At 60.1% G+C, this 26841-nt stretch carries 30 protein-coding genes; 14 read left to right on the forward strand and 16 right to left on the reverse strand.

The window, feature by feature from the left end:
- Window positions 1–51: 51 nt before the first annotated feature.
- The 5 genes from H7C19_RS07445 to H7C19_RS07465 form a co-directional block, all read right to left on the reverse strand.
- On the reverse strand, window positions 52–1476 hold the full coding sequence (locus tag H7C19_RS07445) for an arabinan endo-1,5-alpha-L-arabinosidase (RefSeq protein WP_376775333.1): 1425 nt from the start codon (window positions 1474–1476) through the stop codon (window positions 52–54).
- A 3-nt stretch (window positions 1477–1479) separates the two neighbouring features.
- Window positions 1480–2316, reverse strand: coding sequence for a carbohydrate ABC transporter permease (locus tag H7C19_RS07450; RefSeq protein WP_246469362.1), 837 nt, complete (start codon window positions 2314–2316; stop codon window positions 1480–1482).
- Between the two features lie 147 nt (window positions 2317–2463).
- Window positions 2464–3351, reverse strand: a complete 888-nt coding sequence (locus H7C19_RS07455) for a carbohydrate ABC transporter permease (protein WP_185141963.1) — start codon at window positions 3349–3351, stop codon at window positions 2464–2466.
- Between the two features lie 91 nt (window positions 3352–3442).
- The gene (locus H7C19_RS07460) at window positions 3443–4855 is read right to left on the reverse strand and encodes an ABC transporter substrate-binding protein (protein ID WP_185141964.1); all 1413 of its coding nucleotides are present in this window, start codon (window positions 4853–4855) and stop codon (window positions 3443–3445) included.
- Between the two features lie 167 nt (window positions 4856–5022).
- A complete protein-coding gene (locus H7C19_RS07465) occupies window positions 5023–6003 on the reverse strand; it encodes a glycoside hydrolase family 43 protein (RefSeq protein ID WP_185142022.1) in 981 nt (326 codons plus the stop codon).
- 325 nt (window positions 6004–6328) lie between these two features.
- Between H7C19_RS07465 and H7C19_RS07470 the strand changes: the two genes are divergently transcribed.
- The gene (locus tag H7C19_RS07470; RefSeq protein ID WP_185141965.1) at window positions 6329–7336 is read left to right on the forward strand and encodes an ArsR/SmtB family transcription factor; all 1008 of its coding nucleotides are present in this window, start codon (window positions 6329–6331) and stop codon (window positions 7334–7336) included.
- A gap of 120 nt (window positions 7337–7456) precedes the next feature.
- Here H7C19_RS07470 and H7C19_RS07475 read toward each other — a convergent pair whose 3' ends face one another.
- The gene (locus H7C19_RS07475; RefSeq protein ID WP_185141966.1) at window positions 7457–8278 is read right to left on the reverse strand and encodes a helix-turn-helix domain-containing protein; all 822 of its coding nucleotides are present in this window, start codon (window positions 8276–8278) and stop codon (window positions 7457–7459) included.
- A 134-nt stretch (window positions 8279–8412) separates the two neighbouring features.
- Here H7C19_RS07475 and H7C19_RS07480 point away from each other — a divergent pair, with 134 nt between their 5' ends.
- Together H7C19_RS07480 and H7C19_RS07485 are read left to right on the forward strand one after the other, a co-directional pair.
- Window positions 8413–8871: an SRPBCC domain-containing protein gene (locus H7C19_RS07480; protein WP_185141967.1), complete on the forward strand. Its 459-nt coding sequence runs from the start codon at window positions 8413–8415 to the stop codon at window positions 8869–8871.
- Window positions 8872–9114: 243 nt separating this feature from the next.
- Window positions 9115–9516, forward strand: coding sequence for a hypothetical protein (locus H7C19_RS07485; protein WP_185141968.1), 402 nt, complete (start codon window positions 9115–9117; stop codon window positions 9514–9516).
- A 21-nt stretch (window positions 9517–9537) separates the two neighbouring features.
- Here the strand turns inward: H7C19_RS07485 and H7C19_RS07490 are convergent, their stop codons facing one another.
- Window positions 9538–10422: a LysR family transcriptional regulator gene (locus tag H7C19_RS07490; RefSeq protein ID WP_185141969.1), complete on the reverse strand. Its 885-nt coding sequence runs from the start codon at window positions 10420–10422 to the stop codon at window positions 9538–9540.
- A 142-nt stretch (window positions 10423–10564) separates the two neighbouring features.
- Between H7C19_RS07490 and H7C19_RS07495 the strand changes: the two genes are divergently transcribed.
- The gene (locus H7C19_RS07495; protein ID WP_185141970.1) at window positions 10565–11518 is read left to right on the forward strand and encodes a DMT family transporter; all 954 of its coding nucleotides are present in this window, start codon (window positions 10565–10567) and stop codon (window positions 11516–11518) included.
- Between the two features lie 69 nt (window positions 11519–11587).
- Here the strand turns inward: H7C19_RS07495 and H7C19_RS07500 are convergent, their stop codons facing one another.
- A complete protein-coding gene (locus tag H7C19_RS07500) occupies window positions 11588–12214 on the reverse strand; it encodes a TetR/AcrR family transcriptional regulator (RefSeq protein WP_313731465.1) in 627 nt (208 codons plus the stop codon).
- 107 nt (window positions 12215–12321) lie between these two features.
- Between H7C19_RS07500 and H7C19_RS07505 the strand changes: the two genes are divergently transcribed.
- The 3 genes from H7C19_RS07505 (at window position 12322) to H7C19_RS07515 (ending at window position 13482) form a co-directional block, all read left to right on the forward strand.
- Complete coding sequence (locus tag H7C19_RS07505; protein ID WP_185141972.1) at window positions 12322–12861, forward strand: hypothetical protein; 540 nt, start codon at window positions 12322–12324, stop codon at window positions 12859–12861.
- Between the two features lie 109 nt (window positions 12862–12970).
- Complete coding sequence (locus H7C19_RS07510; RefSeq protein ID WP_246469363.1) at window positions 12971–13339, forward strand: NmrA family NAD(P)-binding protein; 369 nt, start codon at window positions 12971–12973, stop codon at window positions 13337–13339.
- Window positions 13315–13482 carry a hypothetical protein gene (locus tag H7C19_RS07515; RefSeq protein ID WP_185142028.1) on the forward strand — a complete coding sequence of 56 codons (168 nt, stop codon included), beginning with the start codon at window positions 13315–13317 and terminating at the stop codon, window positions 13480–13482. The genes H7C19_RS07510 and H7C19_RS07515 overlap by 25 nt, the downstream gene beginning before the upstream one ends.
- A gap of 332 nt (window positions 13483–13814) precedes the next feature.
- Here the strand turns inward: H7C19_RS07515 and H7C19_RS07520 are convergent, their stop codons facing one another.
- Window positions 13815–14795: a phosphotransferase family protein gene (locus tag H7C19_RS07520; RefSeq protein ID WP_185141974.1), complete on the reverse strand. Its 981-nt coding sequence runs from the start codon at window positions 14793–14795 to the stop codon at window positions 13815–13817.
- Window positions 14796–15233: 438 nt separating this feature from the next.
- On the opposite strand from H7C19_RS07520, the gene H7C19_RS07525 reads away from it, so the two are divergent.
- The 3 genes from H7C19_RS07525 (at window position 15234) to H7C19_RS07535 (ending at window position 17250) form a co-directional block, all read left to right on the forward strand.
- Window positions 15234–15596 carry a cytochrome-c oxidase gene (locus tag H7C19_RS07525; protein WP_185141975.1) on the forward strand — a complete coding sequence of 121 codons (363 nt, stop codon included), beginning with the start codon at window positions 15234–15236 and terminating at the stop codon, window positions 15594–15596.
- Window positions 15597–15772: 176 nt separating this feature from the next.
- Window positions 15773–16162, forward strand: a complete 390-nt coding sequence (locus tag H7C19_RS07530) for an RDD family protein (protein ID WP_185141976.1) — start codon at window positions 15773–15775, stop codon at window positions 16160–16162.
- A 299-nt stretch (window positions 16163–16461) separates the two neighbouring features.
- Window positions 16462–17250: a C40 family peptidase gene (locus H7C19_RS07535; protein ID WP_185141977.1), complete on the forward strand. Its 789-nt coding sequence runs from the start codon at window positions 16462–16464 to the stop codon at window positions 17248–17250.
- Between the two features lie 111 nt (window positions 17251–17361).
- Here H7C19_RS07535 and H7C19_RS07540 read toward each other — a convergent pair whose 3' ends face one another.
- From H7C19_RS07540 to H7C19_RS07555, 4 genes are all read right to left on the reverse strand, one after another.
- Window positions 17362–18537, reverse strand: a complete 1176-nt coding sequence (locus tag H7C19_RS07540) for a glycine C-acetyltransferase (RefSeq protein WP_185141978.1) — start codon at window positions 18535–18537, stop codon at window positions 17362–17364.
- A 40-nt stretch (window positions 18538–18577) separates the two neighbouring features.
- Window positions 18578–19624, reverse strand: coding sequence for an L-threonine 3-dehydrogenase (gene tdh, locus H7C19_RS07545; RefSeq protein WP_185141979.1), 1047 nt, complete (start codon window positions 19622–19624; stop codon window positions 18578–18580).
- A gap of 167 nt (window positions 19625–19791) precedes the next feature.
- The gene (locus tag H7C19_RS07550) at window positions 19792–20346 is read right to left on the reverse strand and encodes a helix-turn-helix domain-containing protein (RefSeq protein ID WP_185141980.1); all 555 of its coding nucleotides are present in this window, start codon (window positions 20344–20346) and stop codon (window positions 19792–19794) included.
- 133 nt (window positions 20347–20479) lie between these two features.
- Window positions 20480–20851, reverse strand: coding sequence for a DUF4190 domain-containing protein (locus H7C19_RS07555; RefSeq protein ID WP_185141981.1), 372 nt, complete (start codon window positions 20849–20851; stop codon window positions 20480–20482).
- Window positions 20852–21218: 367 nt separating this feature from the next.
- Here H7C19_RS07555 and H7C19_RS07560 point away from each other — a divergent pair, with 367 nt between their 5' ends.
- The 3 genes from H7C19_RS07560 to H7C19_RS07570 all read left to right on the forward strand — a co-directional run bounded on the left by H7C19_RS07560 (window position 21219) and on the right by H7C19_RS07570 (window position 23873).
- Window positions 21219–21992, forward strand: a complete 774-nt coding sequence (locus tag H7C19_RS07560) for an ABC transporter permease (protein WP_185141982.1) — start codon at window positions 21219–21221, stop codon at window positions 21990–21992.
- Complete coding sequence (locus H7C19_RS07565; protein ID WP_185141983.1) at window positions 21989–22780, forward strand: ABC-2 family transporter protein; 792 nt, start codon at window positions 21989–21991, stop codon at window positions 22778–22780. Before H7C19_RS07560 ends, H7C19_RS07565 begins: the two co-directional genes overlap by 4 nt.
- Window positions 22781–22877: 97 nt before the next feature.
- Window positions 22878–23873 carry an ABC transporter ATP-binding protein gene (locus tag H7C19_RS07570; protein WP_185142023.1) on the forward strand — a complete coding sequence of 332 codons (996 nt, stop codon included), beginning with the start codon at window positions 22878–22880 and terminating at the stop codon, window positions 23871–23873.
- Between the two features lie 104 nt (window positions 23874–23977).
- On the opposite strand, the gene H7C19_RS07575 is transcribed toward H7C19_RS07570, so the two are convergent.
- From H7C19_RS07575 to spoVAC, 3 genes are read right to left on the reverse strand one after another with little or no spacing between them, the layout of a single operon-like run.
- Window positions 23978–24838 (reverse strand): DUF421 domain-containing protein, encoded by an 861-nt coding sequence (locus H7C19_RS07575; protein ID WP_185141984.1) that lies wholly within the window; start codon window positions 24836–24838, stop codon window positions 23978–23980.
- An 8-nt stretch (window positions 24839–24846) separates the two neighbouring features.
- On the reverse strand, window positions 24847–25875 hold the full coding sequence (gene spoVAD / locus H7C19_RS07580) for a stage V sporulation protein AD (RefSeq protein ID WP_185141985.1): 1029 nt from the start codon (window positions 25873–25875) through the stop codon (window positions 24847–24849).
- 9 nt (window positions 25876–25884) lie between these two features.
- Window positions 25885–26358, reverse strand: a complete 474-nt coding sequence (spoVAC, locus tag H7C19_RS07585) for a stage V sporulation protein AC (protein WP_185141986.1) — start codon at window positions 26356–26358, stop codon at window positions 25885–25887.
- Window positions 26359–26509: 151 nt separating this feature from the next.
- Between spoVAC and H7C19_RS07590 the strand changes: the two genes are divergently transcribed.
- Window positions 26510–26716 carry a DUF1657 domain-containing protein gene (locus H7C19_RS07590; RefSeq protein ID WP_185141987.1) on the forward strand — a complete coding sequence of 69 codons (207 nt, stop codon included), beginning with the start codon at window positions 26510–26512 and terminating at the stop codon, window positions 26714–26716.
- Window positions 26717–26841: the final 125 nt, after the last annotated feature.

The following is a 26841-nucleotide window of genomic DNA, read 5'->3' on the forward strand; positions in this document are numbered from 1 at the left end:
TTTTCCGCTACCCGTCCATTCTACGCTCCCAAAGGCCTCGGGGGCCGCCTCTCACCGCGCAGGATCGTTCAGCTTCTTGCCCCAGACGGCCTGCCCGGTCCCGTCCAGCCCGGTGAAGACGAGGGTGGGCCGGTTCAACTCCCAGTCCCATGAAGGGAGCAGCAGGACGGTCTCCACGGTATCCGCGCCGTCCTCTCCCGACCAGGTCAAGGTGAGCGTATGTTCGCCATCGAACGACCAGCTGTCCTTGCCGTCGGCAGCGTCGATCTTCCCGCCCTTCAGCAGCCGGAGCGGCTCCGATTCCGCCTGTCCGTCGATCCAGCGCGGCTGCACGAGGCGCTCCCAGTCTCCGGGGATGTCCACGGCCGGGATCCGCTGAACCCGTTCGCCCGCATACCGCTCCGGCGAGACGACCGGCCAGCCGTCCTTCGTCCACAGGAGCTTGCGGACATGCAGATACATCCAGCTCGGATCGCCTTCCGGGCGCGCATGATGCACGATGTAGTCGTCATCGCCGTCCTGCAACACGGAGTTGTGGCCCGGCGCGGTCCAGCCCTCCGACTCTCCGAACTTGTAGCCGCCCAGGATCTTCGTCCCGACGTCGAAAGACGGATCATAAGCCGTATCCGTCAACTCCCTGCCGTTAAAGTCGACATAGGGACCGTCGATGGCATCGGCTCGGCCGACCCGGACGTTGTAATCGGAAGACAGCGAGTCGTAGGAGACGAACAGATAGTACTTCTTGAACGCCGGCTTGTAGACGATATAGGGCCCTTCGACCGCGCCCGACGCCGTCTGCGGATTCCGCGCGGCGATCCGCCGGCCGAACCCCGGCTCCCGGAGCTTGCCCGTTGCGAGATCGAGCGGGGCGATATGGATGCCGTCGAAGAACGATCCATAGACGAACCAGGGATCCCCGGCGGCATCGATCGCAATCTGGGGATCGATCGCATTCGGCCCGTCGCCGGCTCCGGTCTTGATCACCTCGCCCTCGTCCCGCCAGGGCCCCTCCATCGATGCGCTGGTCGCCAGACCGATGTAGGACGTGTTGGAGCCGAACGTGGAGGAGGCATAGTACAGCTTATATTGTTCTCCGAACTTGTGTACATCCGGCGCCCATAGCGTCGGACCGCCGGTCCACGCCTTCGCCGCGTCCGGTACGCCGTCGAACGCATGGCCGACCCACTCCCATCGGATGAGGTCCTTCGACTTGCGCACCATCAACCCCGGTTTCGGCTCGCCGCCGACCTTGACGTCGGTCGACACGACGTAGTAGGTCCCGTCGTCCGTCTTGATGATGGACGGATCGTGCGCGTTCGTCGTCGTCCAGGCCGATTCGTCGTTCAGGTTGTCCGTATCGTACATCTTCGTTTCGGGCGGAGAGGGAGGATAGACCGCCTTGCCATCCGCTCCGCTGCAGCCGCCGAGCATCACCATCATCGCTACCCCCAGTCCGACAAGCAGCAGTATTCTCATAACCTACCCTTTAACGCCGGAGATGGCGACGGATTCAATGATTTGCTTCTGGAATACGAGGAACACGATCAGCATCGGCAGCAGAGCGACAACGGATGCGGCCATGATCAGCGGATAGTCCGTCTGAATCGCATAGGTCGCGTTGTAGTTGGCGATAACGAGCTGCAGCGTCTGCTTCTCGGGCGAATTGAGGTAGATGATCGGCGCCAAATAATCGTTCCAGATCGCCATGAACCACAAAATGAGTTGAGCGGCGATGGCCGGCCGGATGAGCGGAAACACGATCCGCGAATAGATGCCCGCGTACGAGCTGCCGTCGATCTTGGCCGCTTCGATCAGGGCGTTCGGCACGCTGGCCAGATATTGCCGCAGGAAGAAGATCATGACGATATTGCCGAACAGCCCCGGGACGATAAGCGGCAGCAGCGTATCGACCCACCCCGCCTGCGAGAAGAGGATGAACTGCGGGATCATGACCGATGGATACGGGATCATAAGGGAGGCGATCAGCAGCAGGAAAATCTTGTTTTTCCCCGGGAAACGCAGCTTCGAGAACGCAAACGCGGCCATGCTAGAGGTGAACGTCCCGACGAGCGTCACCGTCATTGCTACGATAAAGCTGTTCTTGATCCCGCTTAAGAGCGGGCCTTTATCCCAGATCTCGGCATACTTGCCGAAGTGCATCGGATTCGGAATCCATACGGGCGGCAGCGCGAACACGTCCATGCGGTCCTTGACCGAAGTCGTGAACATCCAGAGCAGCGGGGCGATCATGAATAGGCCGCCGAACAGCAGAATGACGAAGATGATCGCGCTCGCCCATTTCCTTTGTAAAGCCAACGCCGGTTCCTCCTTTCTCCATCATTCAGAATTTGCTTGGACATACAGAATGTATAGTTTCATACCTATCCATTTCTGTATGACCTCCGATAAAAACGTATCGCCCCCCTCCAGAAGGAGGACAAAGCCGTTTTTACTTGGCGACCGCTATTCGTGGATATCCGACGATTTGTCCAGCCGGAACTGAACGAGCGTCACGATGAAAATGAACAAGCCCAGGATGACGGTCATCGCGGAAGCGTAGCCCATCTGCAGGTTCCCGAACGCTTTCTGCCAGACGTAGAAGACGACGGTCGCGGACCCGTACTCCGGTCCCCCGGTCGAAGTCATGATGTTGACTTCGGTGAACACCTGAGAGCCGCCGATGATGCCCGTCACGACAACGAAGAAGGTGACCGGCTTCACCATCGGCCAAGTGATGTGCCGCAGGCGGTGGAACGCGTTCGCTCCGTCCAGCTCCGCCGCTTCGTAGTAGTCCTTGGGCACGCTCTGCAGAGCCGCCAGATACAGCAGCATCGTATAGCCGAGCCCTTTCCAGATCATCATCAGCATGATGGCGGGCTTCACCGTATGCTTATCCGCAAGCCAGTTCGGGCCCTTGATCCCGAGCAGGTCCAGGAACTGGTTGACGAGACCGAAGTCGCCGTTGTACGCCAGATTCCACATGATCGAGATGGCGGCGAGCGACGAGATGACCGGGATGTAATAGATGACGCGAAATGCCGTCGTCCCGGGAATGCGCCGGTTGAGGCCGAGCGCCAGCAGCAGCGCCAGGGCGAGTCCGATCGGAATGCCGATCATCATGAACAGCGTGTTGTACATGGCCTTGTAGAACAGTTCGTCCTGGAAGATGTCCTTGAAGTTGTCCAGGCCGATGAAGTTCATCTGGCCGAGCCCATCCCAGTCCGTGAACGAGCCGTAGACGGAATAGAGTGCCGGGAACAGCGCGAAGATCAGAAAGCCGAGCACCGGCGGGAGAATAAACAGGTAGCCGTAATAGGCTTCTTTGCGGTAAAGCCTCGAATTTGTCTTCATGGTTCACCTCGGGTGAATTCCGGTATCCGAACGAGGGTTGTTCCCGCGCGGGCGCGGGAACAACGCGTCATGATCACCGTGAGTCGTGAACTTATTTGCTCTTGGACTTGGCTTCCTGCTCGATGGCTTTGTCCAGCAGTTTCTGCATCTTCGGCTGCTCCTGCTTCACGTAGTCTGCCGCGGTCATCTTGCCGTCCAGCACAGGCTGGATATCCGTGAAGAACAGGTTATACCATTCGGCGTTGTAGGTCAGAATGCCAGGTAGCGGGCGACCGTAATCGTTGACGATCTGGAGGAATTCTTCTTTGTTCGCCGGCTTGGAGGAGGTGTCGGCCGCCCACGTCTGGGCCATGTCCTGCAGGTTCGGCATTTGGACCTTGGCGTCGGCGAGCATCTTCATGCCTTCTTCGGAGGCCGTCAGGTACATGACGAGAGCGGCGGCCTGCTCCGGGTACTTGGTCTTGCTGGAGACGCCGATGCCGAGCGAGCCGATCCACGTGGCGGTCTTGCCGGTGGAGCCGGCCGGATACGGGATGAGGTCATAGTCGAACGGCAGCTTGGCGTACGTGCTCAAATCCCAAGGTCCGACCGGGAAGAAGCCGATCTGGCCCTGCATCCACCGTTGGTACGTGTCGAGCGTCTGCGCTTCGGCGATCGAAGGCGTCGCTTTGTACTTGTTCTGGATGTCCGCGAAGAGCTGCAGCGCTTCCGCGAACTTGGGTTCGTCGATCGTGACCTTCGTGCGAGACGCGTCGATCCAGTCGGCGCCGTTGCTCCATACGAGGGACTGAAGGTTCCAGGTGACGTTGAGACCCGTTCCCCATTGATCGAGCTTGCCGTCGCCGTTCGTGTCCTTGGTCAGCTGCTGCGAGACTTGGATGAATTCGTCCCACGTGTACGGTTTGTCTTTGTCGGGCAGCGGAATGCCGGCTTTCTCGAACATCGTCTTGTTGTAGCCCATCGCGAACGGGCCGAGGTCTTTGGGGAGGCCGTAGATATCGCCTTGTCCGACCGTCTGTCCGTCGTAGCGGTACAGGTCCACGCCTTTTTTCCATACTTTGCTGATGTCGACATCCTTGTTGTCCTGGACGTAACTGTTAATATTGAGCAGCACGCCGCCGTTGACATAGGCCTTCAGGTCGCCCGGGTCGAGGTAGAAGACGTCAGGCGCGCTCTTGCCGGTAATGGCCGCTTTGAGTTTGGTGGCGTACTGATCGGCGGCCGTGGTGATGATCTTGACCTTCACGCCGGGATGATCGGCTTCGAACTTGTCGACCGTCTTCTTGTAGGCCGCTTGCTCGTCCGGACCGCCTCGGAACATGAACGTCAGCTCCGCCTTCTCGCTGCCGGATTTGTCCGAACCGTCGCCGGACTGGCTGCCGCTCGCTTGACTGCTTGCCGGACCGTTGCCTGCATCGGCGTTGCCGCCGTTGCTGCAGCCGGAGAGCGCCAACCCTGCCGTTACGAGCAACGTTACTGCGGGAATCCAACCTTTCTTAGCCATCGCATGAACCCCTCCTGAGGATATATGTGGCGCCTATAAGCGCAGTGAAACCGCATTCAAAGTCTGGCGAAGCGGCCGCGGCGTTCGCGCGGCGAATAGACTTGCTTGACGAATCGGAAAAGATGAGTGCTGCCTGTCTCTACCGATTCGGCTACGAGGCGAAACCGTTATTCCTGGCGGCCGTCGGGTACGGGCGCTCCGAAGAACGGCGTCCCGTCAGGCTTCCAGCCAAACGGCTGCACGCGGGCGTGGCGGTTCGGATCGTACAAGGGGTCGCCTGCGATCTCCTTGTAACTCCGGGCATGGTAGACGAGCAAGTCTTGCGCGCCGTCCTCCGAGACGGTGAAGCAGTTGTGCCCGGGTCCGTATTGGCTCGCTTCTTCATTCGTCACGAAGACGGGAGACGGCGACTTGGTCCAGGAGGCCGGGTCAAGCAGATCTGAGCGATCGGAAGCGGAGAGCAATCCCATGCAATAATGATGGTTCGTGGCGCTGGCCGAATAGGTGATGAAGATACGCCCGTTGCGCTTCAAGACCGCAGGGCCTTCGTTCACCCAGAACCCGATTCGCTCCCAGCCGAATTCGGGCTTCGTCAGCATGATCTGAGGCTGCTTGACGGTCCAGGGATTCTCCATCTCCGCCAGATACAAGTTCGAATTGCCGGGAATCTCGGGATCGCGCTGCGCCCAGACCAAGTATTGGGCGCCTTCGTGCGAGAAGGAGGTCGCGTCCAGGGAGAACGACTCCCAAGCGGCCTTGATCTGTCCCTTCTCCGTCCAGTCTCCCGCGAACGGATCCGCAGACGCGCACTCCAGCACGTACATCCGGTGATCGAAGAGCCCCTCTCCGTTCGCGCCGGTCTGGGCCGACGCGAAGTAGATGTACCACTTGCCGGCGATGAAGTGGATCTCGGGCGCCCAGATATGGGAGCTCATCTCGCCGCTTGGCCGCTTGCGCCAGACGACGCGCGCATCGGCGAGCCCCAGTCCCTGGATGGTCGGCGATCTGCGGATCTCGATCCGGTCATACGCCGGTACCGAGCCCGTGAAGTAGTACATTCCGTCCGTGTGCTTGTAGATCCAGGGGTCTGCACGCTGGCTGACGACCGGATTCTCGTAGGGGCAGCGCAGTTCAGCGGTGTCTTTCATGCGAACCATTTTCACCATCCTCGTGATGTCCATCAGTTGTTAATAAATATACAAATGTATTTTACATGTATTAACATTATCAAAACAGCGCTTTCATGTCAACGGTGTTGTGAATAAAAATATTTTAATATTAATATATATATTAATGATTAGATGGAGGGACGGGGAGAATGCCGAATCTATGGGAGAATCATTGCAGCCACGTTAATAAAATTATATAGTATTAAGAAGACGTTCTGTTGGTCGTGGCGCCTAGATTATCGCCCTCTACAGCGGACGGCGGAGCCGTCTTTGCTTGGGTTTGACACGGTATTGGAGGACGATCATGAATCTAGACATATCAGACAAATCCTTGCCCGTATACGAGGCGTTGGCGAGCAGCGTCAGGCTCAAGGTCATTCGGCTGCTGGCCCGGCAATCGATGAATATCCGGGAGCTCTCCGAAGCGGTGGGCCTCAGCAGCGCCATCATGACCATGCACATCAAGAAGCTGGAGAAGGCGGGCATCGTTCATAGCGAGATGCAGCCCAGCAGGGGAGGCATGCAGAAGGTGTGCTCCCTGCAAGTGGAGGAAGCGGAGATCATTTTCCCCAACAAACTCGAGCATATCCGCGAATACCATCAGAGCGAGATCTCCGTGGGCCACTTCACCGACTTCGACGTGGAGCCGACTTGCGGCCTCGCGACGACCGACCGGTTCATAGGCATCGTCGACGACCCCCGCTCGTTCCTCGCGCCGGAGAGATTCCAGGCGAAGATCCTCTGGTTCAGCGAGGGCTTTATCGAATACAAGATCCCCAACTTCCTGCTCTCCACCGAGCATCCGAAGGAGCTCGTCATCTCGATGGAGATCGCGTCCGAAGCGCCTCTCACGAACAACAACTGGCCATCCGACATTACGTTCTACCTGAACCACGTCAAGCTCGGCACCTGGACCAGTCCCGGCGACTACGGCGACAAACGGGGGAAGTACAATCCGGCTTGGTGGCCGGACGACATCAACCAATACGGATTGCTGAAGCACCTGACCGTCACCAATCAGGGCACCCGCATGGATGGCAATGCCATATCGGACGTGACGTTGGATCAGGTGAACATCTGGGACAAGCAATGGACCTTGCGGATCGCCATGGAGAGCGGTTCGCGCAACGTAGGCGGGGTCACTCTGTTCGGGAGCGGATTCGGCAATTACAGACAGGATATTCTGTTCCGTCTCTACTATGAGAAGACGGTGCCTGTCGGTATACCGGAGCTTGCGGAGGAGGAAGATGCCGGGGCATCGCATGTCGATCAGGGCTCCTCGGAGAGGAAGCCGGACGCAGAGGAGCGCTGAACAGGCGGCGGAATTCCCGAGGGCGACGCGCCGGAGCGCCCTGGGGAGGTCTCAAGGACGAAGTCGGCGTGCCTTGGGAGGCACGGCGACCAGGCAAACTTGAGATGGCAGATTCAACCACTATGACTGCCGCACATCCTCGATGTAGGCTTCGGGAGAGCGGCCGATCATGGCTTTGAAGCATTTGATGAAGTGCGCTTGGTCGTAGAAGCCCAGGTCCTGCGTCAGCTTGGCCCAATCCGGGATGTCGCCTTGCTCCATCCGTTCGGCAGCCTCTTGAAGCCGGAACCGCTGGATCACCCACTTCGGGCTGACGCCCACGTAGCGATGGAAGAGACGCTGTAGGGTTCGTACGTGAAGTCCGAATTGCCTGGCCAAGTCGTCTACCTTCACAAGCTCGCGATCGTCGATGACCGTCTGTACGATCCGGGTCGCGAGTTCGACGTTCGGATCCCGGTCCGGCAAGCGAGAGCGGAGGAAACGGTCCGTGACCTGCGCCATCTGTTCGCCGTCATCCAAGGCGCAGATTTGCTTTTCCAACGTGTCCGGCTCGATGCCGAACGCTTCGCGGAAGCCGATCCGCGTATCGGTCAGCTGCGAGATCGGCTGCTTGCGGTACGGGTAGAAGCCGCCCGGCTGGAACTTGACCCCCAGCACGGTGCCTTCTCCCTGGAGCAGGCGGGAACTGCTCGCGCTAGGGATGCCGTACACGCCCGAGTAGGTGCCGGATGTCTCTCGCTCGAACGAGAGATTGACGTTCGGAAAAGATAAGTTAACCTGACGGTACGGCTCCTGTCCCCGCAAGTCCCACCGGACGACCCAGTAATGCTTCACGAAAAAAGCCAGATCCGCGCTAGGCGCATAACGCGTCAGGGAAAATCTCCGCATGCCCGCGTCCGCTCTCAGAATTCCTTTGTTCGTGGCATCAACGATCGTCTCCATCGGTTCTCTCCTCGCTTCGCTTCGCATTTGTCGCGTTTTTACAATACGGTGCAGGCGCGCCATTCTATACTCGAGAGTACCACTTGATAGAGCTTGGCACAAACCTATCTACCAATCGGATGGAGGATGCAATCATGGGACTGAAGGAATTGAAGTATACGATCTACGTGGACGCGAAGCCCGAGCAAGTCTGGCGAATCTATACGGATGCGGAAGCCACGCGCGCGATCTTCTTCGGCAGCGAGCTGCGTTCGACGTTCGAGGTCGGTGCACCTTACGAATATGTAGGACCGGGTGTAGACGGCGGGGAGACCGTCCACGTCTACGGCGAGGTGCTGGCTTATGAGCCCTACCGGTTCCTAAGCTTCACGGAGCATGCCGGACCTTCTTATCGGGAGGACCATGCCAAGTGGAAGACCCGGGTATCGATGACGCTGGAGACGGTCGGGAACACGACGAAGGTGACGATCGTGAATGACGAATGGCCGGACGATCATCCTTCCTATGCCAGCACCCAAGAGAGCTGGCCGATGATGCTCAGCAACATCAAATCGTACGTCGAGACGGGCAAGGCGCTCGACTTCGGCTGGTAAGACCGGGCAGAACAAGTGCTGCCGTCTGAACATATGGCATGAAAGAGCAGGGCGCCGCTAAGCGGGCGCCCTGCTTTTTTGCGCGCTTGGAGGCAGGCAGGGGCAGCTTATCACACCACAACGAATGTTGAAGCCGACACAACCCTGATTTCTGCCTCAGTTTATTAACCATGTTCAACCGGAGTCAAACCATTTAAGATGAAGTTACAGTTCAAGTAACATTGAGGGAGGAGAGATGGTCTCTTGAAAAAAATATTTTATATTTCTCTAATTGCAGTAGCTGCTTTTTTAATAGTAGCAGGCTGCTCATCAAGTCGTAAGAACGATACTAGCAACGAATTTTTTTCTAAGGAAAGCGGCACCTATGCAGGATACTTATTCTGGAATTTGGATTCTGACGTAAACGAACTGAATAAGGAACTTCTGAGTATTGTGAATTCCAACCAAGTCATGCAGTCTATCCGTTTTAGCAAAGTGGAGATCATCAGTATGAATGACAAAAACCGAGTAGATGATGTTAAAGAGCTCGGCATCCAGAAAAGTCCGACTTTAATCATTTTCGATACCGATAAGTTGGTCTTGCAAACAAGCGATCTTAAGGAATTGTACAATTTGGCTGATCAACTTAAGGGAGAAAAGGGTTAATAGAGGGAGAGAGGGGCGAACTCAACCTTGCTCCGATGCCTCCGTCTCCCGTACGCGGGAAGCGTCGAGCATCCGATACAGCCGGGCGCCTGTAACGGCCGTGCGCGCGGCGAGCGCGATCGTGCGCCGCAGACGTTCTTCCTGCAGCGGTACGACGTGCAGGCCGAGCCGCTCGGCCTGGTGGCCGAACAGCCGGGGGAGTACCGTAATATCGTTGCCCACCGCCATGATGCCGAGCATGTAGTCGGTATTGTCGAGCTCCATGCGGGTATCGGGAACGTAGTCGTACCGTGCCGCCACCCTCTTGAACCGGTTGCATGAATCGCAATGCGCGACGAAGACGAACGTCTCTTCCTTCAACTCTTCCGTGCGAAGCGCGCGGCGCCTCCGGAATCGATGCCGCGGCGGCAGCACGACCAGGTAATCTTCCGTGAACAGCTCCCTGCTCCACATCCGTCCTCCCGTGTAGTCCGCGTCGATCAGAACGGCGTCGAACGTACCCTCCAGCAGCGCGGCCGCAAGCTCCTCCGACGTGCCCCGCACGCTGACGGAGAGCGGATAGCCGGCGGCGTTATAATCGCGCAGCCGGCCCGGCAGCACGTGCGCCGCCACGCTCGGCAGGCTGCCGAGCGCAAAGCGCGGCCGCTCCGCGCGCGCGCGCATCTCCTCACCAACCGCGTCGATCGCCTCGACGACGGGCGCGATACGCTCCAGAAACAGCCGTCCCGCCGCCGTCAGTTCGACGCCGGCCGTTCCTCTCCGGAAGAGCTCCACGCCGTAGGCGACTTCCAGATTGCGGATATGCTTGCTGACCGCCGGCTGGGTCAGATTCAGGCTCTCGGCCGCCTTGGACAGGCTTTTCCGCTTGACCGACTCCGTGAAGCTTCTGAACCATTCCACCTGCATGTCGTGCCCCTCCCATAACGTATCGTTATACCCCTCCAACAAAAGAGAAGTTCCGCTGCCGCGCCGAACGCGCTAATGTAATTGTACCATTAAAACATAAAGTGCCGTCTTGGAAAGACGGCCGGCAATAGGAGGGGTCAGAATGCTGAAATCGTACGGCCGGGGAACCGGTCTCGCTTGTTGTCTGTTCGCGGGCGCCGCGTTCGGCGCGCAGTTCCCGGTCGCCGGACATATTCTGAAAAGCGTCGACCCGCTCTATTTCGTCTTCATTCGCTACGTGCTGGCGGCGATCGTGTTCGCGCTCTTGCTGGTCTTCAAAGAAGGCCGGCGCGCTTTTCGGCCCGAAGGCCGGGGTTGGCTTCTGTGGCTGCTCGGCACGCTCGCGTTTACGGGCTATAATGGCCTCGTCTTCTACGGGCAGCACCTCGTTGGGCCGGCCGGGCCGATTCTATCCTCGGTCATGATGGGCTTCCTGCCGCTGGCGACCGCCTTCATCCTGTTTCTCTGGAAAGGCGCGCGGCTTTCGCCGGCGACGGCCGTCTGCATCGTCGTAGGCATCGTCGGCGTCTTTCTCGTGGCGTCGAAAGGCGATTTCGGCGCCTTGCTGGCCGGGGGCGCCACCATATGGGCGTTGTTGCTCATGCTCGCCGCCGTCGTCTGTTGGTGCGTCTTTACGGTCGGTGCATCGCTTTTCCCGACTTGGTCGCCCCTCCGTTATACGACGCTGGCTTGCTTCGGCGGGACGATCAGCAACGCCATTCTTGTCGGCGTCGGCACGCCGGCAGGTCTCTTTCGGATACCGGCATGGACCGATCTGGCGGTCAACGTCTGGCCGTTTCTGTACATGGCGCTGATCGGCGGCGTCGCCGCGGTACTCGCCTGGAACATGGCATGCAAAATCATTTCCCCGGTCGACGCTGCCTTGTTCACGAACAATGTCATCCCGATCGTATCTCTTATCCTTACGGCGATAGCCGGTTATCGGGTCGGCCTGCCGGAGCTCGGCGGCGTCGCTCTGACGCTGGCGGCATTGATTGCGAACAATATCGTCCACCGCCGGACGGCTGCCGGGAAGGAAGCTGCGGCACGGACATAAGCCCGGGTTCGAGAGTTTACATCAAGAATTTTCAGGCTCCATGAAATGCCTGAAGCCTCTGCCGGGTTCTCAGTTGTCCTTTTTCATGCGTATGCGTTCAGGAGGAGGTACGGGAGGCGCAAGCAGGAGGCTGTCCAAGTGATCCGCGACGATACGCATCAGCTCTTCCCCGTTCAGGCGCTCGGGATAGGTCACGTGATGCACGACGAGGCCGTCGATGAGCGCATGCAGCCGCCGAGTTTCCTGTTCGGGATCCAGGCCTTCCCTCGCTAGCTTATCCGAGAGGAGGAGCTCGATCATGCCGCGGAAGCCCGCATACAGCTCTTCGTGCATTTGGTGGCTAAGCGCTCGGACCGCCGGGTCGGTGATCGCCCTCCCCGCGAAAGCTAACCAGACCTCCGCTTCCGCCAGACGCTGTTCGTCGAGCGGCGCAAGCTCCGCGATCGCCATCTCAATATCGCGGCGAGGCTCCCCGGTGAACGGGAGACTGCGGATGCGCAGGTGTACGCGATCCGAGATCAGGCGCATGGTGAAGGAGAGAAGCTCTTCCTGCGCATGGAAGTAATGGCGGAGCGACCCCAGCGAGATACCGGCTTCGTCCGCGACATGACGCACGGAGACGCCCTCGAGTCCTTCTCGCCGGATGACGCGCCAAGCGGCTTCGGCGATTTGTTCTTTTCGTTGTTGGTGATCCACGATTTTCGGCATAGATAGATTATAGCACGGTTGTATTTTAATACAAATACACTATAATAAGAGGAGGTTTTTATAATACAACTGTTCCAAAAAAGGATGTGGAGAGCATGCTGGCATTCATCATCGGTTGCGAAGCCGCCTTTTGGGTGTTCGTCTTGGCTGGTCTCGCCTGCCGATATCTCTTGGGGCGGAAGCGAGCGGGCGCTCTGCTGCTGATCTGCACGCCGGTCGTCGATCTGGCGCTGCTCGTCGCGACCGTCGTCGATCTGCGGAACGGAGCGCAAGCGGGGTTCTTCCATGGCCTTGCCGCCGTCTATATCGGCGTCTCGATCGCGTTCGGCCATGGGATGATCAAGTGGGCGGACGAACGGTTCGCGCACCGCTTCGCCGGCGGACCCCCGCCGCGCAAGAAGTCCAAATTCGGTCCGGAGCATGCCCGACTGGAGCGCCGGGGCTGGCTGCTTCATCTGCTCGCCTGGGTGATCGGATGCGTGCTACTGTATGGAATGATCGCCTTGGTGGACGCGGCGGAACGGACAGCGGCGCTGCGGCAGGTGATGCAGCTGTGGTCGGTGGTGCTCGGGATCGACTTTATCGTCAGCTTCAGCTACACCTTTTGGCCGAGACGGCCGAAGACGCCGGCGTGATCGCGCCGGATTCGGCTATTTCCGAGGAAATTCTCGTCGGTATTACCGGGTATTGTCGAGTAAGCCCGCGTTTTGTCGATGGCGATCGAGCCGGTTGTCGAAGGAAAGGTTGCGCAACAGGGAAAAACAAAGAAGCAGCGGGGTTTATGCCCTGCTGCTTCTTTGGGGTGAGGCCGAGCGCCGCACGCGGGGTCCGCCGTCTGCACCGCTCAAGGCAGGCTCCGCTCCTGCCGCTGCGGCACGCGCCATTTCAGACCCCATTCCCGCATCTGTACGAGAACCGCGTGTCAACGATATCGGCGCCATAGCGGCGCTCGCATTCAAGCGCCCCGAGCGGTTCGTCGGGCAAGCGATCGATCTCGCCGGAGACGCGCTGACGCCGCCGGAGCTGGCCGCGGCCGTGAGCCGCGCTGCGGGCCGGACGGTCGAATATCGGCAGATCCCGACGAGACCTTGCGCGAGCAGAGCGAACTCGTAGCGCGAATCTACGAGCGGATCAATGGAGAGGGATACGAGGTGGACATTCCGGCGCTGCGCGCGCTGCATCCGGGTCTCTTGACGTTCGAGGCGTGGCTAGCGAATACGGAGAAGGCGAAGCTCGCGGCGGTATTGGCCGGCTAAGGGGAAATAAAGGCGAAGATGCGTTCAGACGAGCCGATCCCCGTTCGGCATACGCCGGACTGGTTCGGCGAATAATGAGCGGGAAGACCATGCCACGCGGAAAGGAGCATCGACCATGTCCCGCGAGATCAAACCGAACGGCTCCCAGCATGCCGCCCCGCCGTCCGACGACCCGAAGAAGCAAGGACGGTCCGCCGCGAAGAAAAAGTCGAAGTAAGCAGGCGCCTCCGGCGCGATCGGCAACCCGCATCGCGCCTGGAGGAGAGGAGGAAGGCCGTGATCGGCCCCCTACTCCCAGCTCCTAAGTCAACGAACGGCAGCGATAGGACGCCTTAAGGCGCGACGGCGGTTCCGTCCATGAATTTCGCCCAGCCTTGAACGGCGTTGTCGTGCGCCCAGCGCACATGATCTTCGTTCTCATACTTGCGCACGTAGCATTCGATGACGAGGATGAGGTCGAGATACAGGTCGTACAGCCGCTTGCGGACTTGCTCGTTCGGGAGATCGAACCGGCCGCCGTAACCGGAGTAGAACGCCTCCGAGCGTTCGAAGCGGCGGAAGTAATACTCCATCAGCGGATCGCCCCATAGCGCCCGTTCCCAATCGATGATGCCCGCGATCCGGCCGTCCGCGACGAGCACGTTGCCGCTCCACAGGTCCCAGTGCACGAGGCGGGGCTCCGTCACCTCGGCGAGCAGCGGGAGCCGCCGCTCCACCTCCGCCTCGATGGACGCATAAGGGGCGGGAAGCTGAACGCCGAGCCGCCGGCCGTCGGCCAGCAGGGCGCGCATCATGGCGCCGAATGCGGCCGGCCAGGAAGCGGTCGCCGCCGGATCGGCGCCGTGGAAAAAGCCGAACCGTTCGCCGCGAATCTCATTGATCCGCCGATTGAACCGGCCAATCGCGGTCTCGATCGCCGCGCGTTGTTCCTGCGTCATGTCTTCTTTGATCATGTTGTAGGGCTGTCCGGCGACCTTCTCCATCACGAAGTAGGCCGTGCCGATGAGCATCCGGCTGTCATCGTAAGCGAATACCTCGGGTACCGGCACGCCGCCCGCGGCGCGCATGCGCCGCATCGCTTCGACTTCGGTGCGCATGATGTCCTTCTCGTAGGCGAGCGTCTCGGCTCCGCTGTCCGGCGCCACCTTCAGGATGACGGCTCGTCCGTCGGTCAGCTCGATCTCATAGGCCGCGTTGAACCAACCGTTGGTCAACTCCGCATAACGCGCAATGCCGGCGTCTTCGCCGAAGGCGGCTGCGATCAAAGCCTTCATCTGGCGCGCGTTCAGTTTGGTCTTCGTCAGGCTCTCCATAGCGACGCTCCGCTCTCCTGGCTGTTGTCCGAGCCAGGGATTTTCTTCTATTGTAAGGGAACGGACCTCGATTTGTAACGGGATTGCAACTTCTTTTTCAGCTTCCGTTAAGGTTGTCTGCCTATAATCAATCTCGACCCCCCTTTTTGATAGCATATAGATTTAACCCCGCAGCCCGTTGCTGCGGGGTTCTTTTTTGCGCCAGCACGATCTGTCGGGTCTTCCTTCCGCCGATTCCGAAGCATGGAGAGGAGGGACGGCAGCATACGCTGTTAGAGAATGCGGCGACTCGGGTGTTCGGCGGGACGGGGAGCGCAATGTGCAACGCTGCGGGATGAAAGCGGTTTTTTCAGTCGCGGCGTGCGATGGACAGGAATTTGGCGTTTTTTGGCGAATGTATGGCATGAAAACCAATATCGGTCCAAGGGGGGACAATCGGTGGGAGCCCGTTACATCAAAGTAAGCGTCATTTACTTGCTCATCGGCACGGTAGCCGGCCTGGTCATGGGGAGCGCGCAAGCGTTCGAGTATACGTCCGCGCATGCGCACGTCAATCTGCTCGGCTGGGCGTCGCTGGCGATCATCGGCGTCATCTACAAAGCCTACCCCGAGGCGGCGAATACTTCGCTGGCGCAGACGCAATTTTGGCTGCACAACTTCGGTCTGCCGGTGCTTGTCGTCAGCATGATCTTGTTCGCCAATGACAAGGAAAGCTTAGGCATTCCGTTTGCGGCCGTCGGCGGCTTGCTCGTCATCGCTTCGGTTGTCTTGTTCATCGTGAATGTGTTCAAACGCCTCTAATGAAAAGATGGAGCCGGGGAGCTGCCGCTGCGTTCTGAGGCGCTCTCGCTTGCAGCCCCCTGCTCGTCATCCCGTCGCCAGCGGGTCTGAATGGGCATACGCCTCATCTCCTTAAGGCAATCTATAATGACTGGCTTCATGAAACGATCATCTGACGCAACGAAAGGGGAATCCGGATGAATGCCGGCTTTTGGATCCGTTTAGGCGCCAGCTTGCTTGATGCCTTGATCATCGGCTTGCCGATTTATTTGCTGTCGATGCTGCTGCTGGGCGGCAACGCCGACCGCTTGTCGGATGCTTTGTCGTTCCTCTACGGCCTGCTCGTCCCGATCTTCTGGAACGGTTATACGGTCGGGAAGCGCATATGCAGCATTCGGATACAGAAGCTGGACGGTTCGCCGCCCACGATCGGCACCATGCTGCTGCGGACGGTCGTGTCCGGATTGATCTACGGGTTCACGTTCGGTATCGCGGTGATCGTGAGCGCCTTTATGGTAGGCTTGCGCGAAGACAAGCGCGCCATCCACGACTTTATCGCGGGCACGGAAGTCGCATACGCGGAATAGCGGCAACTGGAACGACTGCGATAATCACGAGAGCGCCGGGGTCCCTTGGGACTCGCGGCGTGTTTGTTTGCGCGGAATGATGACGGTATGCCCAGAAAAATGGTCGATTCGGGGGAGAAAACATTTCCAATCAAGAGGCCAAAGATTAAGAATTCCTCATGAAATTCTCACAATGCGGGACAATGCCGCGTCCGGCACGGCGTTGCGCTCCTATTGGGAAATGGTGCAAATCCGAGTCGTGGTATGTTAGATGCAGGCGGGAAACGCTCCTGTCGAATACGCATACCGAGGAGGACGTTATGAACCGCATACCTCGTTATCCATTGAAGAAGACGTTCATCGGAGTCAGCCTCAGCCTCGCCGTCGTCATGGGCGGCAGCGTGATCGCCGCCACTCCGTCCGCGCATGCGGCCACGGCCACCCAGTCGGCAACGACGGTGGCGGATCAAGTGATCGCCGCAGGCAAGCAATATCTGGGCGTCCCTTATCATTTCGGCGCGCGGTCGGGTGACACATCCGCCTTTGATTGTTCTTCTTTTACCCAATATGTATATGGCAAAGTCGGGATTAAACTCCCACGATCGTCCAGGCAGCAATCCCAAGTCGGCACGCCTGTCTCCAGAGATCAGCTGCAGCCGGGCGATTTGATCTTCACTGACACGAACCGGGACGGCAAGATTAACCACGTCAGCATCTATATGGGCGGCAATCAGCTGCTGCACACCTACCGGGTCGGGATCGGCGTGACGATCTCCACCTTCTCGGGCAGCACGTGGGACAAGACCTTCGTGTCCGCGCGGCGCGTCATTCCGGGCGGAGGCGAGGCGGCCAGCCAGCCTGCGTCGGATACGAGCGCTCAAAAGCAGCTGCAACCGGATTATGGAACGCAGTCGGCTAAAGGGACGCAGTCGGATAATGGAACGCAGTCGGACAACGGATTGCAGTCCGACAATGCATCGCAATCCGATAAGGGAACGCAATCAAAGCCTAGGTCGAGCAAGCATGGAAAGTCGCATTCCGTTTCCAAGTCGGGCTATCATCATGACAAGACCCGGACGAGCTGGTCTCATAGCCGCTTCGATTCATAAGATTCGCTTAGATCATGCTGATCATGCACAGCAGCCCATCCTGTCGAGCCGACAGCGATGGGCTGCTGTTTGCGCGGAGCGATAACAGTCAGGGACGGCGGAGCAGGACAATCAAATGAGGCCGAACGCGCGACCGACCTCGCGCAGCGCCGCGCGCGCGAAGGCGAGGTCCTCGTCGCTATGGGCGGCGGTGACGATCAGGCGGACGCGGCCTTTGTCCGCCGCGACCGTGGGGTAGACGATGCCCGGGGCGAATACGCCTTCCTCGAGCAGCTGGGCCGAGAACCGCATCGTATCGGCCGCGTCTCCGACGACGATCGGGATGATCGGCGTCTCGCTATCGCCGGTGTCGAAGCCGTCCGCCTGCAGCTCGGCGCGGAAGCGGTCGGCCTGCGCCCACATCCGTTCGCCCAGCTCCGGGCTCTCGCGCAGCACGCGAATGGCTTCGAGGCAGCTGGCGGCGACCGCCGGCGTCTGCGACGTGCTGAACAGGAACGGGCGCGCCTTGTGGATGAGGTACTCCTTCAGCGCCTGGCTGCCCGCCGCGTAGCCGCCCACCACCCCGACCGCCTTGGACAGCGTGCCGATCTGGATATGCACCCGTCCATGAAGGCTGAAGTGGTCGGTCGTCCCTTTGCCGCAGCGGCCCAGCACGCCGCTGGCGTGCGCGTCGTCCACGCAGACGATCGCGTCGTAGCGCTCCGCCAGCGCGACGATCTCGGGCAGCGGCGCGATGTCGCCGTCCATGCTGAACACGCCGTCGGTCACGATGAACCGTCTCCTGTAACCGGATGCGCCGCGCAGCGCGTCCTCCAGGGCGTTCATCTCCTTGTGCGGATAGATCCGCCGCGCGGCCTTGGTCAGGCGAATCCCGTCGATGATGCTGGCATGGTTGAGCGCGTCGCTGATGACGACGTCGTTCTCCTGCAGCAGCGTGCCGAACACGCCCTGGTTCGTCGTGAAGCCCGATTGGAACACAAGGGCGGCTTCCGTCCCTTTGAAGTCGGCGAGCTCCAGCTCCAACTGCTCGTGAATGTCCAGCGTGCCGGCGATGGTGCGCACGGACCCGCTGCCGACCCCATAGCGTTCGATCGCCGCGATCGCGGCTTGCTTCAACCGCGGATGATCGGTCAGCCCCAGATAGTTGTTGGACGCCATCTGCAGCACCTTGCGTCCGTTCAGAACCATCCACGGTCCGGAACCGCTCTCCCATACCGCGGGGAGCCGATAGCGGCCCTGCCGCTTCCATTCTTCCAATTCCAGCTTCAGATCGTCCAGCCCGTTCATCTTCATCTCTCCTTCGTCGGGGACGTCAACCGTCGTCCCGTTATGCATGCATGAATACGATCTTGGCGCATTGGCCGGAGCCCATCAACGCGAACGCTTCCTCGTACCGGTCCAAGGTGAACGTGCGGTCCACCAACGGCTTCAAGTCGATGCGGCCGGCGTCGAGCAGCCCTTTGATCTGGTGCCAGGTTCGGTACATCCGCCTGCCGGTGATCCCGTAAACCTGCAGCCCCTTGAAGATAATGTGGCGCGCCAGATCGATGGGCACTTCCCGGGAAGGAATGCCGAGCAGCGAGACGCGGCCGCCATTCGCGACGGCTTCCAGCAGCTCGTTGATGGCGCTGGCGCTGCCGGACATCTCGAGCCCGACCTCGACGCCTTCGCCTCCGGTTAATTCGCGCAGCGTCCTGGACAAGCGCGCGTCCCCCGTCGGCTTGACGACATGATCGGCCCCGAGCCGTCCGGCCATATCGAGGCGGTAATCGTGCAGATCGACCGCGATGATGCGTCCCGCCCCCGCGGCCTTGGCGACCTGGATCGCCATCAGCCCGATCGGACCGCAGCCCACGACGGCGACGGACCGTCCGACGATATCGCCGGAGAGTACGGCGTGCACGGCATTGCCGAGCGGATCCTGCAGACATGCCAGCTCGAACGGGAGGGCGGGGTCGTTCGGAACGACATTGACCGCCTTGGTCACGGCATAGTCCGCGAAGCATCCCGGCGCCGAGATGCCGAAGCTGCGCGTGTGCGGACAGACGTGCGCGTTCCCGGAGCGGCACTGCCTGCAGACGCCGCAGACGATATGGCCTTCGGCGGACACGGAATCGCCGGGGCGGATGCCGGCGACGGCGCTGCCGACGCCGTCTACGATCCCCGCGAACTCGTGGCCGAACACGTTCGGCGTCACGACGTTCTCCTCAGCCCACTGGTCCCAGTGATAGATGTGCATATCCGTGCCGCAGATCGAGCTCGCCTTGACTCGGATGCGGACCTCGTCGGGTCCGATCTCGGGCACGGGAAGCTCCATCAGGACCGCGCCCGCCTTCCTTTCCGCCTTCACCAGTCCGATCATGGTCGGCTTCATCCGTCATTCTCCTTCGGATCAGGATAATCAATATAACGCACAAATGTGCAATATATAGAACAATGCTTATGTAATATTATATTAGGCGAATCGATTTTGTAAACAACAAAAAACAACCTTCCGGCAAGAAGGTTGCGAGGGGATGTCCGAGTATGCGGGAGCGGCGTTCAGAAGGGATACAAGATGACGCTCTGAAGCTCCGTCGCCTCGTCCGATTCATTGAGGTAGGCATGGGGCTGATCGGCCTCGAAGCGGATGGCTTCCCCAACGGCGGCGGCGTACCACGCTTCTCCGATCTTCATCCGCAGCGTCCCCCGGGTGACGGTGACGAACTCCTCCACGCCTTCATGGTGCGGTTCCGCCTCATAGACGCAGCCGGGAAGCATGACGACCCGATAGATCTCGAATCGGGAATTGTCGCCGTAGGGGAACAGAGGATAGGACAAATAGCGGCCGTCCGCCGCGGAGATGGCTTCGGTATCCGCCGCCCTGACCAAGGTCACCGCGGGACGCTCTTCTTCGATCAGATCGGAGACGGAGATGCGCAAGCCGCTCGCGATTTTCCACAAGACCGTGATCGTCGGATTGGAGTCCGCCCGTTCGATCTGCGCCAGCATCGTCTTGCTGACGCCGGTCAGCTCCGACAGCTTGTCCAGGCTGTAGTTCCGCGATTTGCGGATTCTCTTCAGGTTGCGGGCGACCCGCAATACCATCGTATCCATAAGGTCCTCCAAGGGATTCTCGCTAGCGCAGCCTTAGCGCGGCAGCACGCTCTCCATTAGGGCTGTGCGGGAGAGGAACTCCGCACCCTGTCATCGCCGCGACGAAGAGCCGATCCGGCCGCAGCGATGCGTCTTACGCGTTCAGACTCGTAAATGTGTCTACGTTGAAGTCGGTCGAGTTGCTGAAAATGGCGACGGCAAGAACGATCAGGATGAAGACGATCGTATAGAGCGCCGTGCCGACAATGCCGCACACGAGTCCGGCGATCGCCATGCCGCGCCCTAGCTCCCCGGTGCGTTTGATTTCTTTGAGCGACAGCGCCGCGAAGACGATCGCGAGGATGCCGATGATGAATCCGAGGTAGGGGACCGGGATCGAGAGGATGCCCAGCACCAACGCCGCGATCGATTTGCCGTTCGTCCTCGCCGGCGGGGGCGGAGGCGGCGGATACATCGGCGAGAACGCATTTTTGGATGAGGAAGGTTCATCGTGATACGGTTCCATGAATCGTTGCTCCTTTAGGGGCCGATTATGATTGGCTTCAAGAATTCGAGCGACGACGAGCCTTCCCGGCGGGAGTGCCGCGGGAAGTTGCGGGCCTCATCATCGGTTCGCCCCTTCTATTGTATATAGAAACGCCGAAGGAAAAAAGTCCCAGAAAATAAAAAAAGCCGCCGTATGCGGATTTTTGATAGATCTTAAGCAAGGGGCTAGTCGCTTGACTAGCGGATAAAGATATGTCGTCCTCGTCTTCTATAATATTAGAATAACACGGAGAAAAAGAATAGTCTAGTCTTTTTTGTCATTTTTGTTATGATTTTTTTTGCCCTTCCAACGGGGGTGCCAATGGCGTTGGAGAAAGGGGTCTACGATGGTTATATGGGTGTTAGCCCGCAGCATGTATGAGAGCCGTCTGCAATACAGCGCGTCCCACGCGGTGCGGACGGTCGCCAGCATCATCTTCGGGCTGATCTACGTCTCGATCTGGCAAGGCATCGGCGCGGAACGCGAGCTCGGCAGCTATGGGACGGTCGGGATGGTCAGCTACATCGCGTTCAATCAGGTCATCCTGTGGGTGACCTTCACCAGCCACGGACTCGGGTTGGAGGAGCGGGTGAGGACCGGGCAGATCGCCCTCGACCTGGTCCGGCCGCTGCATCTGTTCGTATTCGCCGCGAGCCGGGAGGCCGGCTCGATCGCGTACAACGCGCTGTTCACCGCCCTGCCGCTCTATGCGGTCTACGCCGTAAGCTTCGGGTTGCCGATCCCGCGCGAACTGTCGGTCTGGGCCTATACGGCCGCCGCGCTCGCGATGGGCGCCTACACAGCCTTGTGTATCGGCTACGCCATCGGCGTAACGGCGCTGTGGACCGTCGAGAGCCGCTGGTTCAGCCTGCTCAACTACTCGGTCAACTTTACGCTGTCCGGCTTTCTTATGCCGCTGGATTGGATGCCGGGCTGGCTGCAGACGATCGCCAGGGTGTCGCCGTACCCGATTTTCAACTACGTGCCCACGCAGATTTACCTGGGCAAGGCGGGACCGTCGTCGCTGCTCGTGCCGCTCGTCTGGTGCCTGCTGCTCACGCTGCTCTGCATCGCGGCTTCGGCGGCGGTCCGGCGCAAGGTGGAGGTGCAAGGCGGATGAACTGGCTCGGGATATCGGTGATGCTCTACAAGATCAATGTCAGGGCGGGCATGCAGTACCGTCTGAACTTCATCCTCTCGACGCTGCTCGCCGCGCTCGTGACGGTATCGGAATTTCTGGGCCTCGTGGTCCTGCTCAGCGTATTCGGCGCCATTCAGGGCTGGAGCGTGTGGGAGATCGGCTATCTCTACGGGGTGCTGATGACGGCGAAGTTCCTGTACCGGGCGTTCGGCTCGGCGATCAACAACTTCGAGCCGTATCTCGTGAACGGCACGCTGGATCAGCTGCTGCTGCGGCCGATGCCGCTGCTGCTGGCCGTCCTCACTTCGCGGACCCGCATGGTCGGCGGCGAGCTGCTGCAGAGCCTCACGGTGCTCGGCGCGTGCGTCGCCCGCCTCCTCGTACATGGCGACGCGAGCTGGTGGATCGTGCCGGAGACGCTGCTCATCATCTGCACCGGGACGGTCATCATGTTCGCGGTGGGACTGGCCACGGCTGCCTGCGGCTTCTGGATCACGCGGACCGAGGATCTGTCGGTGCTCACCGACAATGCGACGACGACCGCATGCCAGCTGCCGCTCAGTCTGTTCCCCGAGTGGCTGCGGACGCTGCTGCTGGCGGTCATCCCCTTCGGCTTCATCAACTACGTGCCGGCGATGTTCATCGTCCGGGGAGAGTGGGGGGTCTGGACGCTGGCGGCGACCGCAGCCGTAGCGGCGGCAGCCCTCCTGATCGCGCTCGGCGTCTGGAAGATCGGCGTGACGAAATATCAGAGCACCGGAACGTGAATCAAGGGTAGCGCAAGGCGGCGTTCGAATGCCAACGAGAACGCCGCCGAATCGCCATTCAACGGGAGCTTCATAAAGGAGAGTGAACGGAATGTATATGCTGGAAGCGATTGGGCTGGAGAAGACATTTGTGACATCGGTTCCCCGCGCGGGCCGCTTCAAGGCGGTGCGCACGCTGTTCTCGCGGGAGAAGCGGGCGGTAACGGCGGTGAAGGCGTTGGACTTTCGGGTCGCGCCCGGCGAATTCGTCGGCTTCATCGGCCCGAACGGGGCGGGCAAATCCACCACGATCAAGATGCTCTGCGGCATCCTGCACCCCAGCGCGGGGGAGGTCCGCGTAGCGGGGCACAGTCCGCAGCGCGACCGCCGCAAGGTCGTGCGGAAGATCGGCGTCGTATTCGGCCAGCGCACGCAGCTGTGGTGGGACCTTCCGCTGAAAGACAGCTTCGATATTCTCGCGGCGATGTTCCGCCTAAGTCCGGCGGAGAAGGAGCGGCAGCTGGTCCGGCTGGAGGAGGTGCTGCGGCTGCGCGAGTTCTGGGACACGCCGGTCCGCAAGCTGTCCCTCGGCCAACGAATGCGCGGCGATCTCGCCGCCGCGCTGCTGCACGATCCCGAGATGCTCGTGCTCGACGAACCGACGATCGGAATGGACGTGACGGCGAAGCGGCAGATCCGGACGCACCTCAAGCTGTTGAACGAGGCGTACGGCAAGACGATTCTGCTCACCACGCACGACATGGACGACATCGAGCAGCTCTGCCAGCGGGTGATCGTGATCAGCCGAGGCGAGCGGATCTATGACGGGGAGATCGGTCAGCTTCGCGAGCGGATCGGCCTGCCGACGGTCATCCGCGTCGCCTACCGGGGCGACTACCGGATCCCGGCCGGCGCCGAAGCCGGCGGGGGCGCGGACGTCCCGGACGGCGGCTTCCGCATCGTCGAGCGGAGAGAGCGGGAGGTGGCGGTCGGCTGCAACCGCAGCGAGACCGGCGTCATGGACGTGCTCCGCCAGCTCAGCCAATGGGGCGAAGTCGACGACGTCCGCGTAGAGGAGCCGGACTTCGAGGACATCATCCATCGGATCTATTAGCCGCATGAAGAGGAGAGGCATCGGCGGCACTCGGGACCGAAGCCAATGACGGCGGGGCCGTCTCCGGGAGATTCACTTCACGGAGACGGCCCCGCCGTCGTAGGCTAGTTCTGCAGCATCGGCTTCAGCGAATCGATCAATTGATTCAGCGCGACCGAATTGCGCTCGTACATGGCTTTGGCGTCGGGGCTGCGGGTTGCGACGGCGAACAGCTCGAGATCGGCCTGCGTCTTCTTCAGCGTGGCGAGCAGCAGCGCCTTGCCCTGCGGAGCCGGCACTTTCAAGTTGTCGTCGAACAGATCGACGTACAGCTGCTGATAAGCGTCCACCTGACCCAAGAACACATTGTCCAGGCTGACGCCGATCTTCTCCAGCTCCGTCTGCAGCCAGCCGGGGCTCAGACCGATCGTCGCGAGCGGTTCGAGCTGAATCTTGCCGTCTATGATCACCGTTTGCGGCTCGACTTCGTTCACTTTTTTCATCCCCATATCGCTAGGCGTGAGCGGCTGCTTCTCTTTTTTGAGCAGCACGCTCAGCTCCCCGGTCGTCTCCATGATCGCGAATTCGACGTCGGCCAGATTGAACACGTTCTTGCCGCGCAGCTGCTCCAGCAGTTCGTCTGCGGTCAGCCGCTCCTTCTTTAGGTTATCCTCCAGCACTTTGCCCTCCTTCATCACGACGCGGCCCTTGCCTTCGAACAGATGCCGGAGCTTCTTGCTCTTCAGCATCGCGAATTCGAGGAGGAACGGGACGAAGAACCAGACAAAGATGGCGAGCACGCCGTAAAAGTAATGGCCTTCGAGGTCGGTCGAGATGAACCCGGCGAGCTCGCCCAGCGTGATGCCGAGCACGTATTCGAAGAAAGACAGCTGGGAGATCTGCTTCTTGCCCAGGATGCGGGTCAGAACGAACAGGATGAACAGCGCTCCCAGGGAGCGGAAGATAATAACGGACCATTCCGGCATGTCGATCATCACTCCTTCGCGCTTGCTGCTGCCGGGGATTCGATGGCGACGGCATGGGCGATGCCGGGGATCGATTCGCCCTGCTGCATGGATATCGGGGACATGAGCGCGCCCGTCGCGACGACGAGGATCCGCCGCAGCTCGCCGGAGCGAAGCTTCTTCATCAGGTGGCCGTACGTGACGACAGCGGAGCACGCGCAGCCGCTGCCGCCGGCTTGGACCATCTGCTTGTCATAGTCGTAGATCATCATCCCGCAGTCGCGGAAACGGGTCTTGTGCATCGGAATCCGGTGCTTCTCGAACAGATCGCCCGCGATCTCGTGGCCGACCTTGGATAGGTCGCCAGTGACGATCATGTCGTAGTGGTCGGGCCCTACCTGCAGGTCGCGGAAGTGGGCGGTGATCGTGTCCACGGCGGCTGGCGCCATCGCGGCGCCCATATTGAACGGATCCTTGATGCCCATGTCGACGACTCTGCCGATCGTGGCGGCGGCGACGACCGGTCCGTCGCCTTGCCGGCTCACCAAGGCGGCGCCGGCTCCCGTCACGGTATATTGCGCGTACGGCGGCTTCTGCGAGCCGTACTCGGTCGGATAGCGGAACTGTTTCTCCGCGCTGGAGTTGTGGCTGCAGGTGCCGGCCAGCACATGCTGCGCGCCGCCCGAGCTTACCAGATAGGAAGCCAAGGCGAGGCTCTCCATCGAGGTGGAGCAGGCGCCGAACACGCCGAGGTACGGAATGGTGAGCGTCCTGGCGGCATAGCTGGTGCTCGTGATCTGATTCAACAGGTCGCCTCCAATGTAGAAGTGAACCTGCTCCTTCGTCAGCTTGGCGCGTTCGATGGCGATCGCGGCGGCTTCCTCCAGATAGGTTTTCTCGGCCTTCTCCCAGCTATCCTGTCCGACAAAAGAATCCTCGTGAACGATGTCGAAGTCGTTCGCCAGCGGCCCTCGTCCCTCGAACGGACCGACGACGGTCGCCGTAGACGCGATGACGGGCTTGTCGCGGAATACCCAACTCTGATGGCCTTTTAGCATGAGCGCGATTCAGCCTCCGTATTCGAAGATAAAGTGAATGAGGGAGATCAAGAAGGCCGCCACCGTGCCGAAAACGATGACGGAGCCCGCCAGTTTGAACATCTGGGCGCCCGAGCCCAGCACGAGTCCTTCGCTGCGGTGCTCGATCGCCGCCGACGCCATCGAATTGGCGAAGCCCGTGACGGGGACCGCCGATCCCGCTCCGGCCCATTGGCCGAGCTTGTCGTAGACGCCGATCGAGGTGAGGAAGACCGACGCCAGGATGAGCAAGGTGACGGTGGGCGACCCCGCTTCTTTCTCGCTCATCCCCCCCCAATGAACGAACGCTTGCTGGATCCCTTCGCCGATCAAGCAGATCAGGCCCCCGATCATGAAGGCGCGCAAAGCGTTTCTCCCCCAGGGTCTGGACGGTTGACGATGCAGGGCGAGCTGCTGATATTCTTGCTGTGTCGGAGTGAGTTTTTTCTTTTTCTGGTTGGCCACGCCTTACGGACCTCCTTTTCCAATCTCTCCAGAGGATTCCTCCAAAGCGGCGTTTTACAACACCCAAATGTTTACAATTTGAAATCGGCCGCCTTGGGGGAAAGTACAGATGGCTCTCCCGGGAGCAAATCATCTGAAAAGAGGGATTCGAGTGACCGTATCGTCTCAAGTCAAAACCTGCGTCGCTTCGCTGAAAAGCGCGCAAGCCAGCCTGGAGCAATTCGCGCTGAACACGCAGAACCAGGAAGCGAAGACGCTGTTCACGAACGCGGCGACCCAAACGCAGCAGATCGTGGACCAAGTGTCGACGCGCATCTCGCAGTTGGAGAACGAGGAGCCGCAATACAAAGGCTTCTAAGCCGAACGGACGACAGGAGGAGTTCCGCGCGCGGAACTCCTTTTCTATAGCGGTTCGGGAAGCGCGTCAGCACCCTCCGAATCGGCTGCCATCAAGAACGCGGTCGCCTGCCGGGGAGAGGGAGG

It is taken from the genome of Cohnella nanjingensis (assembly GCF_014212125.1).
Lineage (GTDB): Bacteria > Bacillota > Bacilli > Paenibacillales > Paenibacillaceae > Cohnella > Cohnella nanjingensis.